The organism is Carboxylicivirga agarovorans (genome assembly GCF_050589845.1).
GTDB classification, from domain to species: Bacteria; Bacteroidota; Bacteroidia; order Bacteroidales; family Marinilabiliaceae; genus Carboxylicivirga; species Carboxylicivirga agarovorans.
The window spans coordinates 62,435-83,284 of the sequence record NZ_JBNGPA010000012.1; the positions used below are offsets into that span (position 1 = coordinate 62,435).

Below are 20,850 nucleotides of genomic sequence, written 5' to 3' on the forward strand. Positions count from 1 at the left end.
TGTCAAATCAATAACTTATTTCGAATTTTAATCATAAATGAATTGATATGCTTAATTCAATTATTCGCTTTTTTCTTGAAAATAAGCTGATTACTTTTTTAGTATTGCTTGTTTTCATTAGCTGGGGAATCATTAATTCTCCTTTTGGCTGGGATACAGGTATTTTGCCAAGTGACCCGGTGCCCGTTGATGCCATACCAGATATCGGCGAGAATCAACAAATCGTATATACTGAATGGCCTGGCCGTTCACCTCAGGATATTGAAGACCAAATATCTTATCCTTTAACCACCTCCTTATTGGGTATACCTGGTGTGAAAACGATTCGTAGTAACTCCATTTTTGGTTTGTCCAGTATTTACATCATTTTTGATGAGGATGTGGAGTTTTACTGGAGTAGAACACGTATCCTGGAAAAATTAAATTCTTTGCCGGGCGGTACGCTACCCTCAGATGTATCTCCTTCGCTTGGACCTGATGCTACAGCCCTCGGACAAATCTATTGGTATACACTCGAAGGACGTGATGCAGAAGGGAATCCTTCTGGAGGCTGGGACCCGCATGAACTACGAACCATACAGGATTTCTATGTTCGTTATTCCTTAACATCGGCTAAAGGTGTGGCAGAAGTGGCTTCTATTGGTGGTTTTGTAAAAGAGTACCAGGTTGATATAGACCCCTACGCAATGAAAGCGCATAACGTGACGATTGCACAAATTATGTCTGCTGTAAAAAGCAGTAACCTCGATATTGGCGCACGGACGATTGAATTTAACCGTGCCGAGTATTTGGTGCGCGCATTGGGTTATATCAAAAATCTTGAAGACTTGGAAAAGAGCGTTGTTACAGTACGTGACAATGTACCTATCCGACTAAAGGATGTTGCCAAGATTAACTTTGGCCCTGCTACACGACGAGGTGGATTGGATAAAGGAGGTGCCGAAGCTGTAGGAGGTGTTGTTGTTGCTCGTTATGGTGCCAACCCACTTCAGACCATCGAAAATATGAAGGCCAAGATTGCAGAGATTGAGCCTGGCTTGCCTTCCAAAACATTGGCGGATGGTACTGTTTCAAAAGTAACGATAGTACCGTTTTACGACCGTACCGGATTAATAAAGGAAACGCTGGGAACATTGGAAGAAGCCATCTCCCTTGAATTGCTGATTAGTATTCTGGTGGTAATTGTACTGGTTTTTAATCTACGTGCTTCATTTCTTATCTCAAGCCTCCTACCTATTGGTGTACTTATCACCTTTATTACCATGCGACAGTTTGGAGTTGATGCTAATATTGTGGCGCTATCCGGTATTGCCATTGCCATTGGAGTGATGGTGGATGTGGGAGTCGTTTTTGTTGAAAACATTATCCGGCACATTGAAATGCCAGAAAACAAGGGGGCAAAAGGAAAAGAGTTGCTAAATGTTGTGTATACTGCCACTACCGAAGTAGCTGGTGCTGTTATCACAGCTTTATCAACCACCATTATTAGTTTCCTGCCTGTGTTTGCCATGGAAGCTGCCGAAGGAAAGTTGTTTAAGCCATTGGCTTTTACAAAAACCTTCACGATGGTTTCCGCTTTACTCATCGGGCTTATTATAATCCCAACCTTATCGCACTTAATTTTTTCCATTAAGATAGATAAAAAGCGCTATCAGCGTTTGGGTAATTTCATTCTGATTGCTGCAGGAGTTGTTTTGTCTATTGTTTCAGATAATTATATTGCCCTGGCTATTACGGCTTATGGTATCAATGGCTTATTGTCTTACCGCTGGAAGGAGCATCAGAAGAAATGGATAAACCTAATTAATATTGCTATTACCATTGTGGTGGTGGTTTTCTTCCTGACAAAGGCCTGGATGCCTCTTGGGGCTCAAAACAGTCTGTTTGCTAATTTCTTGTTTGTGATAGCCATCGTAACTACTGTTTTGGGCAGTTTATCAATGGTGGTGGTATTTTACAAAGGCATATTGAACTGGTGTTTGGATAATAAATGGGCATTTCTGATTGTACCCATTTTTATAGTATTCTTCGGAATGACCAGCTGGCAAGGTTTTAATAAGTTGTTTGGTTTTATGCCTCAGTTTATTAAAGATACTGATTCATATGCTTATCTGGATGAAAAACTACCGGGCATCGGAAAAGAGTTTATGCCATCGCTGGATGAAGGTTCATTTTTGTTAATGCCAACAACAATGCCTCACTCGGGCATCGAAGAAAACCTGGAAGTCATTCGTATACTTGATAAACAGGTTAACTCCATCCCTGAAGTTGAAACAGTGGTTGGTAAATGGGGACGTGTAAATTCGGCCCTGGACCCGGCGCCTACTTCTATGTATGAGAATGTTATCAACTATAAACCAGAATACATACTGAATGAAAAAGGGCATCGCATGCGCTTTAAAACCAATAAAGAAGGTGCCTTCTTGTTGAAAGATGGTTCTACCTACCATCCGAAGGAAGAAACATTCCGTTTGATTGACAAAGAGAATTTGACGGAGGATAAGAACGGGGAGTATTTCAGACAGTGGCGCGATGAAATTAAATTACCTGATGATATCTGGCAGGCTATTCTTGATAAAAGTAGCATACCTGGTCTGACATCCGCTCCGAAGTTACAACCTATTTCCACACGTTTAGTGATGTTGCAAACAGGTATGCGTGCACCAATGGGTATTAAGGTGTATGGCCCTGACCTGGAAAGCATTGAAAAAGTTGGCTTTGAGCTGGAAAAGCAATTAAAGCAAGTTGAAGGTGTACAAGGTATGTCAGTTTTTGCTGACCGGGTGGTAGGTAAGCCCTATCTGGAGATGGAAATAGAAAGAGATGCCATTGCCCGATATGGCTTAACCGTCCAGAACCTGCAAGCCGTTATTGGAAGTGCCATAGGTGGTATGCCATTGACTACTACAGTTGAGGGGCGTGAACGTTTCCCGGTACGATTGCGTTATGCCCGTGAGTTCAGGGACAATCCTGAGGACTTGCAACGTATTTTAATCCCTACGCCTTCAGGAGCTCAAATACCTCTTGGTGAATTGGTGACTCTACATTATGTCAGAGGCCCTCAGATGATTAAAAGTGAGGATACCTTCTTGGTGGGCTATGTGATTTTCGACAAAAAGGAAGGTTATGCCGAGGTGGATGTGGTTGAAAATGCGCAAGAATACTTAAAGGAAAAAAAGAATAACGGTGAATTTGCTCTTCCTGCCGGGGTGAGTTATAAATTTACCGGGAACTATGAAAATCAGATACGCGCTACTAAGCGCCTGATGATTGTTATTCCAATTTCTTTAATTATCATCTTCCTGATACTGTACTTCCAGTTCAGGTCTGTTATTTCAACAAGTTTGATTTTCTCAGGCATTATTGTGGCATTATCCGGTGGATTCATCATGCTTTGGTTGTACGGTCAGCCTTGGTTTATGGATGGTTCATTAGCCGGCATGAGTTTACGCAATCTATTTCAGGTAAGCACCATCAACCTGAGTGTTGCGGTTTGGGTTGGGTTTATTGCATTGTTTGGTGTCGCTACTGATGATGGTGTATTAATCAGTACTTACATCAAACAACTACAGGACAAACGACAACCAAAAACCGTTAAAGAAGTGAGAGCTTTGGTATTGGAAGCTGGCTCAAAAAGAGTACGTCCTGCCATCATGACGACTGCGACAACAATTATCGCACTTTTACCCGTATTAACATCCACAGGTAAAGGGTCTGATATAATGGTTCCAATGGCCATTCCTTTATTTGGTGGAATGACCATTGAGGTCTTAACCATGTTTGTGGTTCCAGTGCTATATAGCATGTGGCAGGAAGCGAAAGTAAAGAAGAATAACCCTGAAAAAGCATAAGACATGAAACGCATTAAGATTTATATATTATTTGTGCTATTAGGTTTGTCAGGTGTAATTCAGGCACAGGATGAACTCAATCACTATTTGGTAGAGGCCGCAGAGAATAATCCGGCTTTAAAAGCCTCATTTAACAAATACCTGGCTGCTCTTGAAAAAGCGCCTCAAGTCGGCACATTACCCGATCCGCAATTGGCCTTCGCCTATTTTATACAACCTGTTGAGACCAGAAACGGTCCTCAGGAGTTCAGGCTGTCAGCCACACAAATGTTTCCCTGGTTTGGCACATTAAAGTCAAAGAAAAATGCCAGTATAGAAGAAGCCAAAGCCTTATATGAAGTATTTGAAGAAAACAAGTCGAAACTGTTTAATGAGGTAAAAGCCAATTGGTATAATCTGTATTTTAACAACAAGGCTACTGTTATCACTTTGGAAAACATAGAGATACTAAATACTTTTAAAAAGCTCGCCATTGTTAAGGTTGAAGCAGGGCTCGTGTCGGCGGTTGACCAGTACCGGATAGAAATGGAGATTTATGATTTGGAAAATCAACTGGCTCTCTTAAAGGACAAGCAAGAGGTGTTGGAAGTTTCATTCAATAACCTTTTGAACTCAGACGAAAAGAGGCTTATTATTTTTCCTGATGAATTGTGGTCCACAGATATTCTTTATACAAAAGAGGCAGTATTAGATTCTATTCAAATAAAGAATCACCAACTTCTGAGCATCGATATGCAAAAGAGTGCGCTTGCTTTTAGGAAACAAGCAGCTAAAAAACAAGGTGCTCCAACATTCAGCCTTGGTATTGACTACATCTCGATTGGAAAAGGAGATAATAATTTATCGGGTAAGGATGCCATCGCATTCCCAAAGGTAGGACTAACAATTCCCCTGTATCGAAATAAATACAAGAGCATGGTTCAGGAAGTTATTTACTTGGAAACTGCCAAGGATTATGAGCGTGCGGATAAAGTAAATGTGCTGGAAACTGTATTTGAGAATTCATGGAAAGATTATCGTGATGCCCATCGTCGAATTGAGTTATTTGATAAGCAGCTGAGCATCGCCCGAAAATCCTTAAGATTATTGGAAACTGAATATGCTTATGCCAATAAAAATTTTGAGGAAATTCTGCGGATGGAAAGGCGCTTGCTAAAATACAATTTGGAATTGGAAATGGCCCGAACAGATAAGCAGGCAGCCATAGCTTTTATCTATTACCTAATGGGTAAATAGGGAAAGTATTTATCAAGTAATAACGTTTTAATGACAGAGAAATGAAACGAGCCACGAGAATAGTTACTCATACAGGTAAACAACTATTGGCGAGTTCCATCGAATACATTTGAATATTTAAAATATAATGAGATGAAAACAATATTTCAAAATATAAAAAGCAATTACAAATTAGTCCTTGGCGTATTAATAGTCGGACTTGCAATTGGATGGATAATTTCACCATCCGGCAATACAAATGGAGCCGGAGATGAACATGCAGGTCACAACCACGAAGAAGAAGCCACTACCTGGACTTGTTCCATGCATCCACAAATTAAACAGGACAAGTTTGGCTTATGCCCCATTTGTGCCATGGATTTAATCCCCTTATCATCGATGGGCGGAGGCGAAAATGCCGACCCCAATGAAATCGTCATGAGCGAATCGGCCGCCAAACTTGCAGAGATTCAAACATCTGTTGTTGCTCTTGGAGAGCCTAATAAGTCCATCTATATGCAAGGGAAACTGCATGTAGATGAAAGACGTATAGCTGAACTAACTGCTCGCTTTGGAGGTCGCATTGAAGAGCTCTTTGTTAATTTCACAGGACAAGAAGTTCGTAAAGGGCAAAAATTAGCCACTATTTACTCGCCTAATTTAGTGAGTGCCCAACGTGAGTTAATTGAAGCTTCAGAATTTAAAGCAGACAACCCTTCCTTATATAAGGCATCAAGAGCTAAACTTAAATCGTGGGGTTTAACCGAAAGACAAGTTGACAAAATTGAAGCCTCCGGAGAGCCAGAAGTTAATTTTAACGTTCTGTCGCCAATAACCGGAACAGTAACTATGCGCCATGTAGCATTAGGTGACTATGTGAAAGAAGGAACTGCCCTATTTAAGGTAGCCGATTTAACCAAACTATGGGCATTATTTGATGCTTATGAAACAGATTTGCCTTGGATAAAAATAGGTGACAAATTGAATTTCAGCTTGCGGGCTTTACCTGGTGAAGAGTTTAAAACAAAGGTTACATATGTTGACCCCTTTATTGATGCCAAAACAAGAGTGGCAAAGGTACGTGCTGAAATCGGCAACAAGGAACTACGCTTAAAACCAGAGATGTTTGCAAGCGGTGTACTGGAATCTAAAATAGCGAATGAGCAAAAAGCTGTTATTATTCCAAAGTCAGCGGTAATGTGGACAGGTAAAAGAGCGGTGGTATATACCAAAGTTGAAGAACGTGAATCTCCTACCTTCTTATACCGTGAAATTGTATTGGGACCAGAAGCAGGTGCTTTCTATGTGGTGAAGGAAGGATTGGAGCCAGGCGAGGAAATAGCCACCAATGGCGTCTTTAAAATTGATGCAGCTGCCCAGTTAGTTGGATTGCCAAGCATGATGAATGCACCCGATTCGAAGAATCTTAAGAAGGAAACATTTACCGTTGCTGGCAATTGCGAAATGTGTAAAGACAGAATTGAGAAAACCGCCAAGACGATTTATGGTGTTAGCTTGGCTAAATGGGATGCGGATTCGCATACGATAACTATCCAGTTTGACACTGATAAAGCGAAACTGCATGATGTGCACAAAGCCATTGCCAATTCGGGTCATGATACGGAGATGCATAAGGCCGATGATAATGTCTATAATGAATTACCTGGTTGTTGCTTGTATGAGCGATTGGATAATATCCAAAAGAAATCTTCCTTTGTTGTTGCTCACGCCACGATACAAGTAGCTGGTAATTGCGATATGTGTAAAGAACGCATTGAAAATGCAGCTCTATCGGTTGCAGGAGTAAGCAGTGCCGATTGGAGTGCCGATAAGCAAGAGTTACATGTCAATTATCAATCAGACAAAGCCAAAACGGATAAAATACAAAAAGCCATTGCAAAGGTTGGTCATGATACGGAAAAGTATAAGGCAGATGATGCTGTTTACGATGCGCTTCATAGTTGTTGTCAGTATCCTAGAATGGAACACAAACAGAGTAACAACAAACTACAAGTGATGTTTACTGTTGGCGGAAACTGTGGCATGTGTAAAGATCGCATCGAAACGGCTGCATTAACCGTTGAGGGTGTAATAGAAGCCAATTGGGATAAAGAAACAAAAAAGATTCATATCAACTTTTCTTCCCCAGCCACAGAAGATATCATTCAAAAAGCTATAGCTGAAGCTGGTCACGATACCGATAAATACAAAGCTGATGATGCTGTTTACCAGGAATTACATAGTTGTTGCAAATATGATCGCTTAAAATAGTTAGTAATAACATCCGGGCAAATGTCCGGATGTATTTTTTACTGATTTGTTGCTGAACTTATAAAATACTAAGATGAGGATTACTATTAAATACCTTAAAGAAATGTATGTGTACAACAAGGATTATCATTTTCAATAAAGGCTATATTATAATTAGTCTTTGTCTACTAATAAGTTAATCAAAGTCTCCCCAAACCCACCAATCATAAGTATGAGTGCCTTTCTATTATTTGTAGAAATTATAAGAATTTATTGATACTTTTAATCTAAATGATGTCAGTAATAAATTCTGGAGGATTATGAAAAAAATGACCAAGACTCAAAAGTCAGTTCTGCTTGTTGCAACTCTTACATCCTTTCTCGGACCATTTATTATCTCGTCGGTTAACATAGCCCTGCCGGATATTGAACATCATTTCGATATCGATGCCATAACGTTAAGCTGGATCATTATTTCCTATCTTTTATCATCTGCCATATTTTTATTACCAATGGGAAAATGGGCAGATATCAAAGGAGCAAAGAAAATTTTTAAGCAAGGTACCATCGTCTTTGTATTATTCACTTTTTTATGTGCCATTACTAATAGTTCAATAATCCTAATTATAGCTAGATTTCTACAAGGTGTAGGAGCTGCTATGCTAATGACAACAGGCCCGGCCATCCTCATTTCAGAGTTTCCAATCAACCAACGAGGAAGAGTATTAGGGTTAAATGTCGCAGCAGTATACATTGGCCTTTCTGTTGGTCCTGTTGTTGGAGGATTTGTTACTTATTACATTGGATGGCAGGGTGTTTTCTGGATTTCAGGAATTCTTGGACTATCCGTAATGTTAGTCGCCTTTTTGTTTTTGGGTAAGGACGAAAATAAATCTCCACAATCCAGGATGGATCAATGGGGAGTTCTTATTTATATGTTAGCCCTATCATGTTTTGTATATGGTTCGTCCAAAATTACAATTCTTCAAGGGCAAGTACTTATAATTGTTGGCACACTCTTAATTATTAGTTTTCTGATTTATCAGGCTAAAGTATCCTATCCTATATTTCCTATACATCTATTCAAAACAAATAAGCTTTTTGCATACTCCAATATAGCTGCATTAATCAATTACAGCGCTACCTTTGCCATCGTATTCCTACTAAGCTTATATTTACAAAAGATTCAACATTACAGCCCTAAAGAAGCTGGTAGTATATTAATAGCTCAACCAATTGTAATGGCTTTTCTATCTCCCTTGGCAGGATACCTTTCCGACCGGCTCGAACCTCGCATTTTAGCATCTTGCGGAATGGCAATCTGTTCACTAGGCTTGGCAAGACTTGCCTTTCTAACGGCAGACACTTCAACTTTTACAATTATTGGAACCTTAGGTTTTATTGGCCTTGGTTTTGCCCTCTTTTCCTCTCCCAACATGAACACTATCATGAGCTCGATAGACAAAACAAAATCGGGCTTGGCAAGTGGTATGGTGGCAACTATGAGAGTTTTAGGCCAAATGGCAAGTGTGACAATTGCAAGTGCTTTATTTGCGATCTTCTTTAAAAATGAATCAATTGAAGGTGTAGCTGATAAGTTATTTATTAAAGGGATTCATTATGCTTTTTTAACTTTTGCTTTTATTTGTGGCGGAGGTATTTATTTTTCAATGAGTAGGGGCAAAATGCATAATAAGACGATACCAGAATGATTGGATTTACAACAAATAAAGAGAAAGGGCATTAAGTATTACTTTTTTACAAACAGCAAATAATTCTAATGGATTGTATTTATACTCATTATAACTTCTGCTGCTCTGTTGACATTGCCTAATATTTTATGTACCTAGAAAGAAGGGAAACAAAGATCTTGAGAAATGATATCGGGACATTCAATTCTGTCTATAGTATTAGTTAGTATCGCAATGTTTTTTATCATTATAATGCCATTTGTCGGAATGTTATTATTAGCTAAAGCTAAATTAACGACACAAGGAAAAGTAAAACTGACAATAAATGATGAAAAGGAGTGGGATATTCAGGCTGGTTCATCACTGCTGGAAAGCTTAAGTAATTTAGAAATTTTCTTACCCTCTGCCTGTGGTGGTAAAGGCACATGTGGTATGTGTAAATGCCGGGTCACCAAAGGCGGTAGAAGAATTTTGCCAATTGAAGCGGTTTTCTTCAATCGTAAAGAGTGTCAAAACTACTGGCGTTTGGCCTGCCAGGTAAAAGTACAGGAAGATATAAAGACAGACTTGCCGAAGGATGTTTTAGGTATTAAGAGGTGGAAATGCGAGGTTGTTTCCAATCGTAATGTTGCCTCCTTTATTAAGGAGTGTATTATCAAGTTACCCAAAGATGAAAGCTTGAATTTCCGTGCAGGGGCGTATGTTCAAGTTTATGTTCCGGAGGTTTACATCAATTATGCTGAAATGATTATTGACGAACCTTTCTGCTATGAATGGGATCAAATGCAGATGTGGGATCTCAAGATGAGCAATAATGAAGAAACCTATCGTGTTTATTCCATGGCTAATCCTCCCGCCGAAAAGGATATTATTGTATTAAATGTTCGTATTGCTACACCACCTATTAGTAAAACTAAATACTTTAAACGGGTGAATCCAGGTATTTGCTCGTCCTATATTTTTTCACTCAAACCAGGCGATAAGCTCATGGTTTCAGGCCCTTACGGAGATTTCTATGTAAAAGGGATTGCTAAAGAATTAATTTTCATTGGTGGTGGAGCCGGTATGGCTCCCTTGCGCTCACAGGTTTTTGACTTGCTTCGCACAAAAAATAGTAATGCAAAAATATCCTTTTGGTATGGTGCCCGCTCAAAGAAAGAGATCTATTATGAAGAGGCATTAAGGAGTTTAGAAAATGACTTTGATAACTTTCGTTTTACGGTAGCCTTGTCGGACCCCAAAGCTGAAGATAAATGGTCAGGATTCACAGGGTTCATATCAGATGTAGTTTATGAACAGTACTTACAAAACCATGAAGAACCAGAAGAAGTTGAATATTATGTCTGTGGTCCTCCAAAGATGAGCGATGCTGTTCGGCAAATGTTGTATGATTTGGGTGTAGATGATGACAATATTGCATTGGATGAATTTAGTTAAAGCTCTGTTTAAAGATTTTTGTTGTTGTCAGGATAGATATTTGCTGTGTTGGTGTAATTACACCTCAGTTTGCTAAAGTTGTGCAACTTTGACAAATAGTTTAGGTAGTCTATGATAACCAATATATTTAATAAATATCTCACAAAACGCAGTTTACTTGATACCTATTAAATTAATATACACCTAATGATATATGAAAAATGCATATTCGGTAACGGTTGTATTACATATTTTTCTTGAGTTCTAATACTTTTCACATGGTACTATAAGAACCGGACATTAACACATACTTCTCTAAGTAAATTATCATGCTTTATAATGTTTTGTTCAGGATGAAATTTAGTTGAATATCATTAAAAATGGTTGAAAGTCATGAAGTTATTAGTGTATTTATGGTGCTCTATATTAGTGATATAAAGTCAGTGAACAACAATTAAAACTCCTTGACCAGTTATAAAACCACATCTTCTTTAAAGGCAGATATATTTGACTCATTAGTTTGGCTTAGTGTCGCCAGATGAATACGAGAAAATAACATTTAAAGAAGATAACGATGAAGCTGAAGAAATTTGAAGGGAATCCAATTTTATCACCAAATCCAGAGAATGAGTGGGAAAGTTTAGTAGCAACAAATCCTGCTGCCTGGTATGAAGAAGGTACATTTTATTTATTGTATAGAGCTGCCGGAAATGATAAGGAGCACCACATACATATTGGACTAGCAACAAGTACGGATGGCTTTAATTTTAAGCGTGTTCAGGATAAACCTGTTTTGACACCTGATCCGAATGGTTATGATGCAGGTTCTGTTGAAGACCCAAGAGTCGTTAAGTTTGGCGATGAGTATTATATGACCTATGCTTTTCGTCCTTATCCTCCAGGACAGTATTGGAAGAACGAATATGACCAGATAGAAGCTCCTAAGTTAAGTGAGTTTGCTCCTAAGTGTTTAAAAGAGAATGTAGGAAATACTGCTTTAGCTATTTCAAAAGACCTGGTTAACTTTAAAAAAGTTGGGCGACTAACAGAGCCAAGCCTTGATGACCGTGATGTGATCTTATTCCCGGAGAAGATAAATGGTAAGTTTTACATGCTTCATCGTCCTAAGAATTATGTTGGTGAAGAATATGGAACTGATGCACCGGCCATCTGGATAAAATCCTCAGATGATATGATGTCATGGAATGTTGAAAGCAAACTTCTTCTTAAAGGAGAGGAATGGTGGGAACCCAAGGTTGGAGGCAATACACCTCCTCTTAAGACAGATGAGGGCTGGTTGATGCTTTATCACGGGGTAGATAAGAATTTCACCTACCGTTTGGGAGCCTGTTTGTTAGATCTTAATGACCCAACTAAAATACTTTACCGTACTCAGGATTTTATTCTGGAACCCGAAACAGATATTGAGAAGAACGGATTATACAAATGGGGTGTAGTATTCCCAACAGGTAATGTTATTGTAGATGATACTTTGTATGTGTACTATGGTGCTTCAGACCAATGGTGTTGTGCTGCTACAGCTAATATTCATGAGTTGGTGCAATTTATTAAGGATAATACCAAAGTAAACCAACTATCTGAACCGGCTGTCTAATCTTAATCTAACATAACTATGAATATTAGTGCAATTGATATAACCATACTGGTTATCTTTTTGGTCAGCATCATCTGGTGGGCTCTGAAGAATGGCAAGAGCCAGGATTCAGATTCCTATTTTTTAGCGGGCCGAAGTATGACCTGGCCGGTGATAGGTCTTTCATTATTTGCAGCCAGTGTTTCAAGTTCCACCCTTATGGGACACTCTGGTGAGGGTTTTATTAGTGGTATTGCGGTGTTTAACTACAACTGGATATCGGTATTGGTCATGGTGTTTTTCGCCTTGTTCTTTTTACCCTTTTATATCAAATCGGGCATTTTTACCATGCCTGAGTTTCTTGAGAGGCGTTTTGATAAGAAGTCACGTTACTACTTCTCATTTATCACCATCTTCGGCAATGTATTTTTGGATGCAGCAGCTACCTTATACACAGGAGCCTTGATTATCAAGTTGATTTTCCCGGATTTAGAGCTGTTTACCATCATTATCATCATGGCAGCAGTGGCTGGTAGTTACACCATTATTGGAGGATTATCATCGGCCATTAACGCCGATATGATACAGGCTGCTGTGCTAATTATTGGTTCTGCCATCTTATACTTCTTCGCCCTTGATTCAATCGGCGGATGGGAGGAGTTATATGCCCGCTTCAACGAAGGTGTGTGGTTAAAACTAACCCGACCCATGAGCGACCCTACGGTACCCTGGTTGGGCATGTGGATAGGGATTCCAATTTTAGGTTTTTACTTCTGGGCCAACAACCAGGTAATGGTACAGCGTGTTCTTTCTGCCAAAACCATTGACCATGGTCGAAAAGGTGTCTTATTTGTGGGATTCCTGTACCTTTTTACGCTGTTTATTTTTATTCTGCCTGGCTTAATTGCACGGGGTATTAACTTGTTTGGAGTAGAAAACCTGCCATATGATATGATTGATGGTAGCACATTGAAATCAAGTTTTGGCATTAACACAGACCAGGTGTATCCACGCATGATAGTGAAATTATTACCTGTTGGCTTGATAGGTATTATCCTGGCTGCCATGATATCAGCATTGACATCCACCTTAAGTGCTACCCTAAGTTCCGTGTCAACCTTATTCACAATGGACTTTTATAAGCGATTTCATCCATCTGCCGATGGCAAAAAGTTGGTTTGGGTGGGACGTATAACCTCATTCCTTGTATTAGTATTTGCTGTTTTCTGGGCACCTATCATACAGCAGTTTGATTCATTGGTCGCCTATTACCAGGAAGTGACATCTTACCTGGCACCACCTATTGTTGGAACCTTCTTTATTGGATTATTCTGGAAACGTTCCAATGAAAAAGGTGCTTTTGCAGGCTTGATGTCGGGATTATTATTAGCAGCCATCATAATGGTTAGTAAATATGTGTTAGGTATGGATATACAACTTCACTTTCTATTGTTAGCACCTATTATTTTGGTGTTGAGTGTGATTGTTAATGTTGTTGTTAGTTTGATGAGCCATATGCCTGACAAGGATAAGGTCAAGCAAAATACCTGGACACTTGATATCTGGAAACAGGAAACAGAAGAGCTTACAAATGTGGTGTGGTACAAGAATTTTAGAGTGTTGTCTATGCTATTGGTTATGGCCTGTTTCACCATGTACTTTATTTTCTTTTAAATCTGTAACAAAATGATTAGAAATATATTTATTGCTTCATTTACAGTGTTTATGCTGGTAAGTTGTACGTTGAAGTCTGTTAAAACTGTAAAGCAACCCAACTTCCTGTTTGTATTGGTCGATGACCAGCCATACGATGCATTAGGTGTAAATGGGCGTTACCCCTTCCTGCAAACACCCAATATGGACCGTTTAGCCAAAGAGGGGGTGTTATTTGAAAACTATTTTTGTACCCAATCTATCTGTTCACCTTCACGTGCCAGTTTTTTAACGGGTACATATGCACATATTCATGGTGTTAATCAGAATAACAAGCATGTGGATCCAGACTGGAATCAATTCAGGCCTTACACACAGTTGTTGCAGGAGGCAGGTTACCAAACAGCGCATGTGGGTAAAATACATATGGCACACAAAAAAGGGCCTGAGCACATTCGCCCCGGTTTTGATTATTGGTTTAGCTTTAACGGGCAGGGTGATTATTTCGACCCTAAAGTGAATGATAATGGTCGTGAATACCAGGAAGAAGGGTATATGACAGATATTTTAACTGACAAAGCAATTAGCTGGTTAAAAGAGAAGCGCGATAAGAGCAAACCTTTCAGTTTGAATTTATGGCATAAGGCAGTACATGAAAATCACTCACCGGCTCCGCGTCACAATGACCTTTATACCGGGGAGCAGTTGCCTGAGCCACCTCATGGAATGCTTAACGAAACTTTTGCAAGCAAACCGGAATGGCAACGTATTAAAGCAGCTGATGCGAAATGGAAAGAATATGTACCTGTGGATTCATTACCCGTTAAGAATTGGCCGGTTAAAGGAGATAAGTTTATGCGCTTGTTGAAAACCCTAAAGGCGGTGGATGAATCGTTGGGTAAGGTGTTGGCAACACTTGAAGAAATGGGAGAGTTGGAAAATACGGTAATTATTTACAGTAGCGATAACGGCTATTTTATGGGTGAACACGGCTACTGGGATAAGCGCATTGCCTACGAAGCATCAATGCGAATTCCTATGCTTATACGTTATCCAAAATTGATTCAGCCAAAATCACACATCAATGAAATATGTTTGAATGTAGATATGGCACCTACTATTCTTGAATTAGCTGGTGTTGAACAACCCGAATACATGCAGGGCGAGTCAATGGTGAACCTGCTGAAGTATCAAAAGGATGATGAGTGGCGTCAGTCCATGCTGTTCCAGTATTATGTAGATGATGAATATCCCTATGCCGGACCTGATATGCTTGCCGTACGCACAGATAAGTACAAGCTGGTAGATTGTTTTTTAGAGCATGATATTGATGAGTTGTACGACCTTGAGAAAGATCCGGGTGAGATGAAGAACCTGATTGGATTACCGGAATATGCCGAGGTGGAAGCGCAGTTGCGACAAGAAATAGAACGCTTAAAAACGCAATATAATTATAACCCCGATCGCGACTGGTGGTTGCGCCAGGTTGCACCGACTAAAAAAGGGAAAAAACACTAGAACTGGATTTTAATTGTACCTGAGTAACCGTAAAAGCGGTTTTGTAAGTTTGTTAAAAGGCCTCTATCAACACAGTTGGTAGAGGTTTTTTGATTAGGCAGAGTAGGTTAATCATCTGTATGATAATTAGCTGTTAGAATTTAAACCTTTATGGTTAGTAAACGATATCAACTTGTTGTGAGCAAGGTAATTTAGCATCTAGCTAATTATTAAGACTAAATCCAACAAAATGAAAAAAACAATTATCAACCAGTTTAACTCTATTGGACTTATTTTCGTTGCAATGATGTTGTTAAGTCAGTCTCATCCTGTCAGTGCTAAGGGGAAACGCTCCAATGCCGACAAAAAGACTATCAATCTGACCGGATATGTAATCCGGGATATTACGCCGGAGTCAGCATTGTTATACTTTGTTGAAACGGATGGTACCAGACGATTGATTGCCAAAAGTGCATTTAATCAATGTGCCACCAAGTACAAGGAAATTAAAGGCAGAAAGGTAAAACTTGATGTGCTTTTAGCGAAGGACAAGGAAAACAGTGACATCCGAAAAGTAGTATCAGCTGATATCATAGAATTGCCAAAGGTTGTAATAGACGAATTAAAACCAAAGATTTTTAAAGGGAAAGCATCCAAAGTCTTTGAGCAGGAAGGGCTTTTATTTGCAACCATGGTCAATAAGCACTGGAATTGGATGTTTGATGCCGATGACGGGAACATCTACGTTTTAAACTGGAATGCCTGTGGTGTACATGAGTTTACTTTACCCATGTATAAATATAAAAGAGCCACTATTAAGGGAAAAATCATTGCTGCTGACGGTAATCTATTCATAGATTCAATTGAAAGTATTGAATAATGAAGAGGTGCAGGTGAATTTGAGATTAATCTTTTTGGATATGAGTTTACAAGAAATAGATACGAAAGACATAGAGTTTATTACGTTGCATTTTCATAATGGTATATCAAGAAGCTGTCGATTAATCGAATTAGATAATTGATAAAGGACTTTTATTTATTGTTGTAAATCTTTCAAGTACTGATAAACCAATTGTCGTATTGCAAAATGAATATCTCGAATCTTGATTTAATTAGGGTGAAAAAGTCGCCTCTGCTATTTTTCAAATAGAATTCAATGAGTCTTCCTAAAAATGTGATGATAGTTAAAAATATTTTTAAGTGAAACCTGTGAATCTAACTTCATAGGTTTTTTCATGTATAAAGTTTGAGGTTTCCTATCCTATATTGCAACCAATATATGCTATGTCCATAATTGACATAAAAAACAAAGTCAGACCGTTTTGCGGCCTGACTCTGGTTTTATCAAATACTGATATTCACGATAAGGTCTGCCTTGAAATATTAGGAGCGATACAGGTAGTTGATTTTGGCTCCTTTCCAACCCGTCTCATCTAACCAGTTTTGCAAGGCGTTTTCCAGCTCAAGAATTTGCTCCTTATAAGCACTGTCATTAATAATGTTTTCTGTTTCATTCGAATCATTCTTCAAATCATAAAAGAAGCGATCTCCATCATGGAAGATGATTAACTTGAATTGCTCATTGCGAACCATAAAAGATCCTTTTGAATCTTCCAACACCTCACGACTACCATTGGGATTAGGTTTTATTCGCTCACAAAATGAGTATTTGGGAGCCATTGATTTATCCTTTTCTCCGGTTAGGAAAGGAATTAAATCTACGCCTGCCACATCTTGTTCAAACGGTGTTTCAGTTATAGCTAGAATGGTTGGTTTCATATCTACCAGGCTCACTGGAATGTCTGAAACAGCAGGTTGTAGTAGCTTCGGATAACGGATTATGAAAGGGATAGCCGCTTGTTCTTCGTAAAACGATTCATTAACCTTCCATACCATGCCGTGGCCTCCCATCATATCACCATGGTCTGAAGTGAAGATGATCAGGGTTTCATCTATAATACCTTGTTTCTCTAGTTCCGCCAATATCTTACCTACCCTGTCGTCGAGGTATTTTACTGCTCCATAATAGATACGCATAAACTCTTTAAGCCCTTCGTCTCCATAGCCTTTTACCATTCTTCGTGACCATGAGTTATCAAATTTCTTATCCGGAAATTGGCTTGCAGGCATCTGTAAAGAATCAGGATTAAATAAGCCATAGTATGGGTCCGGAACAAAGTTAGGGTCGTGTGGCCAGATGAAAGAGGTTGTAATCATAAACGGATCGTTATCGGATGTAGCGCTTCGAATTCTATCAACCGTCAGATTAGCTAACTTATCGTCAATCCAAACCTCTGGAGTTAATCTTAATCGTCCCATTTTAATAGGAAAGTCCTTATTGTTATGATCCGCCCACAAAGCTTCAAGATAATCCCTTTTTTCTTTCATATAAGGGCTAACTTCTACTGGCCAAAACTGATTGTAAAAATTCATCCAATCCTTACCGTCATCTTTACGAACAGTAATGCCCTTGTCTTCCATTTCTTTTTTGTACTGGTAGCCATAGTCGTACTGGTCGGTATAGTAAGGCAAATAATTTAAGGAATCGCTCTCAATGTGCCACTTTCCAAATTGATGGGTTTTATACCCCTTTTTATTCAATAATTTACCAGTTGTTTCATCCTCAAGAGTGATGCCTTCCTTTTGCTTGAACCCCAGGTTATGGGCCACACCATGTTGATGCGGATAAAGCCCGGTTACAATCGAGGCCCGGGAAGGTGAACAAAAAGGAGTTGTGCTATAGGCTTTTGTAAATCGTACGCCTTCCTTGGCAATTCGATCGATATTGGGCGTTGGCACAGGCCCTCCATAGCAACTTAAGGCTTCATAATTCAACTGGTCGCACATAATCACTAATACATTGGGGTGCTTTTCCTTTTCAATATCCTTTGAGGGTTTGTAAGCAGCACCCAGAATAATCAGAATTAGCCCTGCAAAACCATATTTAAATGTTTTGTTCATAGATTTATAATTAAACTATTAATAGATGTTTATTCCTTTTTATACCTGAACAGCCAATCGTAAATGCTCATATCAAAAGCATCAAAATTGGGATTGCCTTGCCCCATTCCGGAGCCATCGTAAGTCATTGTCCAGCAATCATGACCTACACCAGGGTAAAGCGTTAATTTTGGGGTATAAGTCATATCAACTTCCAGTTCCTTAATAGCTTTTACCATGTTAATGCTTCCATACACATCCACTGTGTTGTCATCAACCCCATGAAAAGCCCAGACTGGAATGTTAGTAAACTGATGAGCTAAATCAGGATTCCCTTTTCCACAGATGGGAATGATGGCAGCTACATTAGCGCTTTCGCCATATTCCTGAATGTAGTTCCAGGTTCCGAATCCACCCATGCTATTGCCAGTTAAATAGATGCGTTGCTCATTAACTCTGTAAGTATTTGTGAGATGTTCAATGAATTGATGTAATGTTTTAGGTTCCCAATTTGTTGATGTTAAAGGAGCTACCACAATGGCCGGGTACGAAGGAGACCATTCCCCTTTCTTTATCAGGTTGCTAGGACCGAGCCATAGTACTTTTTTCAGGTCATCAATATTAGTGCCATCTCCTCTTTTTCCGGCCCCATGAAGGGATATAATCAATGGGTATTGTTCTGTTCCCTGATGATAGGCAGAAGGTGTATAGGCATAATAGCCATAGCTGGCTGTTGTGCTGCCTTTGAGGTAGGCAAGCTGTTCGCCCCCGGTATCCTGGGGCAGGTTTTTAATATCTGAATAATCAGTGACCTTATCTTTGTTTTTATTATCAGGTGATTCTTCCGACACTTCCTCTTCTATATTTGCCTGGTCTGAACTTTTATTACAAGCATTGAGTGCGAAGATGAACGTCAGGCCTATGCACATTAAATAAATAGGTAAATACTTCATTATAGATTGTTTTTTCTTAAGTGAGTTAATGGATGCAAAATAAGGAAGTGGAAAATGATCGAGGTTTGTATGCCTGTCAATTAGGTTGATAATATTGACATTAGATGTTCAGAGAAGTTGAATTGACCAGTATTTACACCTTTCTGGATATCTACTAAACAATGCTTAAAGAAGTTCGTAGTAGTTTTAGTGGCAAAAATATAATATGCAGCAAATCAGTTTTATCATAGTTCTTTTATGCGCATTTAGTTTCCAAATTGATGCGTCTTCTAAAAGCAAACCGAATATTTTATTCATCACAGTTGATGACATGAACTGGAACTCCATAGGGGCTTATGGTTGTGGTATTCCGGATATAACACCGAATATTGACCGCCTGGCAGAGGAGGGTATGCGCTTTGAAAAGGCTTATGTTCAAGCTTCCAACTGTTCTCCATCGCGTTGTGTCTTTCAAACCAGTCGTTATCCTCATCAAAGTGGTATGCGTGGATTTTATTACGTGGATGTTGATTTTAAGACTTTACCAGAAGTGCTGAAAGAGAATGGTTATCTGACAGGAGTAATTAATAAAGCAGCAGATACCAGCCTGAGTCCCGATTTCGAAAAGTACTGGGACGTTAACTTGAAGTTCAGTGGAGCAGAAAAGCGTTCTGCGGATGCGTATGGAAATCAATTAAAAGACTTTCTTGCTGTTGCAAACAAAGAAAAACAACCTTTTTATTGTGTTGTGAATGTGGCGGACCCGCACAAACCATTTTTCAATGATATTAAATCTAAAAAGCAAGGTTTTGATGCTTTTGCTCCTTCCAGGACCTATACAAAGGAAGAGGTTGAGGTTCCGGCTTTTTTACCTGACGCCCCCAAGGTGAAACAAGAGATCGTCAATTATTATAATTCAGTAAAACGGGGAGATGATTGTGTTGGTTCCATTCTGGAGGTGTTGGCAGAAAGCAAATACATTGAAAATACCATTGTGATATTTGTATCAGACCATGGTATGCCTTTACCCTTTGCTAAATCCTCTGTTTACCTTAATGGCATTCGTACACCCTGGATCGTTAGCTGGCCAAAACACATTAAATCTGGAACTGTAAATAGAAGTAACATGATCTCAGCCATCGATTTTATGCCTACGGTCCTGGATATGGCAGGTATTGAACAGCCTGAAGGAATAGAAGGTTTGTCATTCTACGAGGCACTGAAAGGCAATAAATTAAATAGCCAGGAATATGTATTTGCTCAATTTGATGAGAATGCTGGTGGTGTGCCACGACCAACGCGCACAGTATTGACTAAGAAATACGGATACGTATTCAATGCCTGGGCTACGGGTAAATACCCCTTTAAATGTTCGGCTGATTCATATGCAACACACAAATGTATGAAGGCACAGGCAGCTTCAAAGTCGGCAGTGAAAGAACGCTATGAACATTGGGTATATAGATGCGTCGAAGAACTATATGATTACGAGACTGACCCGGAGGCCTTGCATAATCTGATAAATGATCCCGAATACCAGGAAATTGCTGTACAACTAAGATTGGCATTGGAGATACAAATGAAGGTTACAAATGATTACATGCTGCCAGCTTTTCAAGTACGAAATAAAAAGGATGAGCTGAATAAATGGATGCAGGAGGAAGAAGAAAATTCCTTAGAACGTACTGAACAATTGCAATGGAAACGCCATAAGAATAGAAATGGGGCAACCAAGGGGCATACCCAATTGTTTCGCCCACAGGCAAACGAATAATATTTTATTTTTGTCATAGAGATAATAAAGAATTGAA

Annotated in this window: 12 protein-coding genes; 10 read left to right on the top strand and 2 right to left on the bottom strand. The window is 39.2% G+C overall.

Going from position 1 to position 20,850, the window contains the following annotated elements; all coding sequences use genetic code 11:
* Positions 1-47 precede the first annotated feature (47 nt).
* The 9 genes from ACRD69_RS13650 (at position 48) to ACRD69_RS13690 (ending at position 16,047) form a co-directional block, all read left to right on the top strand.
* Positions 48-3,851: an efflux RND transporter permease subunit gene (locus ACRD69_RS13650; protein WP_430815656.1), complete on the top strand. Its 3,804-nt coding sequence runs from the start codon at positions 48-50 to the stop codon at positions 3,849-3,851.
* A 3-nt stretch (positions 3,852-3,854) separates the two neighbouring features.
* A complete protein-coding gene (locus ACRD69_RS13655) occupies positions 3,855-5,087 on the top strand; it encodes a TolC family protein (RefSeq protein WP_430815657.1) in 1,233 nt (410 codons plus the stop codon).
* 132 nt (positions 5,088-5,219) lie between these two features.
* Complete coding sequence (locus ACRD69_RS13660) at positions 5,220-7,337, top strand: efflux RND transporter periplasmic adaptor subunit (RefSeq protein ID WP_430815658.1); 2,118 nt, start codon at positions 5,220-5,222, stop codon at positions 7,335-7,337.
* 299 nt (positions 7,338-7,636) lie between these two features.
* Positions 7,637-9,028, top strand: a complete 1,392-nt coding sequence (locus ACRD69_RS13665) for an MFS transporter (protein ID WP_430815659.1) — start codon at positions 7,637-7,639, stop codon at positions 9,026-9,028.
* 165 nt (positions 9,029-9,193) lie between these two features.
* Entirely contained in the window at positions 9,194-10,444 is a 1,251-nt protein-coding gene (gene nqrF / locus ACRD69_RS13670; protein ID WP_430815660.1) for an NADH:ubiquinone reductase (Na(+)-transporting) subunit F, read from the top strand.
* Positions 10,445-10,997: 553 nt separating this feature from the next.
* Positions 10,998-12,038 carry a glycoside hydrolase family 130 protein gene (locus ACRD69_RS13675; RefSeq protein ID WP_430815661.1) on the top strand — a complete coding sequence of 347 codons (1,041 nt, stop codon included), beginning with the start codon at positions 10,998-11,000 and terminating at the stop codon, positions 12,036-12,038.
* An 18-nt stretch (positions 12,039-12,056) separates the two neighbouring features.
* The gene (locus ACRD69_RS13680; RefSeq protein ID WP_430815662.1) at positions 12,057-13,691 is read left to right on the top strand and encodes a sodium:solute symporter; all 1,635 of its coding nucleotides are present in this window, start codon (positions 12,057-12,059) and stop codon (positions 13,689-13,691) included.
* Positions 13,692-13,703: 12 nt separating this feature from the next.
* Positions 13,704-15,188 carry a sulfatase family protein gene (locus tag ACRD69_RS13685; protein WP_430815663.1) on the top strand — a complete coding sequence of 495 codons (1,485 nt, stop codon included), beginning with the start codon at positions 13,704-13,706 and terminating at the stop codon, positions 15,186-15,188.
* A 229-nt stretch (positions 15,189-15,417) separates the two neighbouring features.
* Positions 15,418-16,047 (top strand): hypothetical protein, encoded by a 630-nt coding sequence (locus tag ACRD69_RS13690; RefSeq protein ID WP_430815664.1) that lies wholly within the window; start codon positions 15,418-15,420, stop codon positions 16,045-16,047.
* 503 nt (positions 16,048-16,550) lie between these two features.
* On the opposite strand, the gene ACRD69_RS13695 is transcribed toward ACRD69_RS13690, so the two are convergent.
* Together ACRD69_RS13695 and ACRD69_RS13700 are read right to left on the bottom strand one after the other, a co-directional pair.
* A complete protein-coding gene (locus tag ACRD69_RS13695) occupies positions 16,551-18,128 on the bottom strand; it encodes a sulfatase family protein (protein WP_430815665.1) in 1,578 nt (525 codons plus the stop codon).
* A gap of 29 nt (positions 18,129-18,157) precedes the next feature.
* On the bottom strand, positions 18,158-19,060 hold the full coding sequence (locus ACRD69_RS13700; RefSeq protein WP_430815666.1) for a carboxylesterase family protein: 903 nt from the start codon (positions 19,058-19,060) through the stop codon (positions 18,158-18,160).
* Positions 19,061-19,265: 205 nt separating this feature from the next.
* Between ACRD69_RS13700 and ACRD69_RS13705 the strand changes: the two genes are divergently transcribed.
* On the top strand, positions 19,266-20,813 hold the full coding sequence (locus ACRD69_RS13705) for a sulfatase family protein (protein WP_430815667.1): 1,548 nt from the start codon (positions 19,266-19,268) through the stop codon (positions 20,811-20,813).
* Positions 20,814-20,850 lie beyond the last annotated feature (37 nt).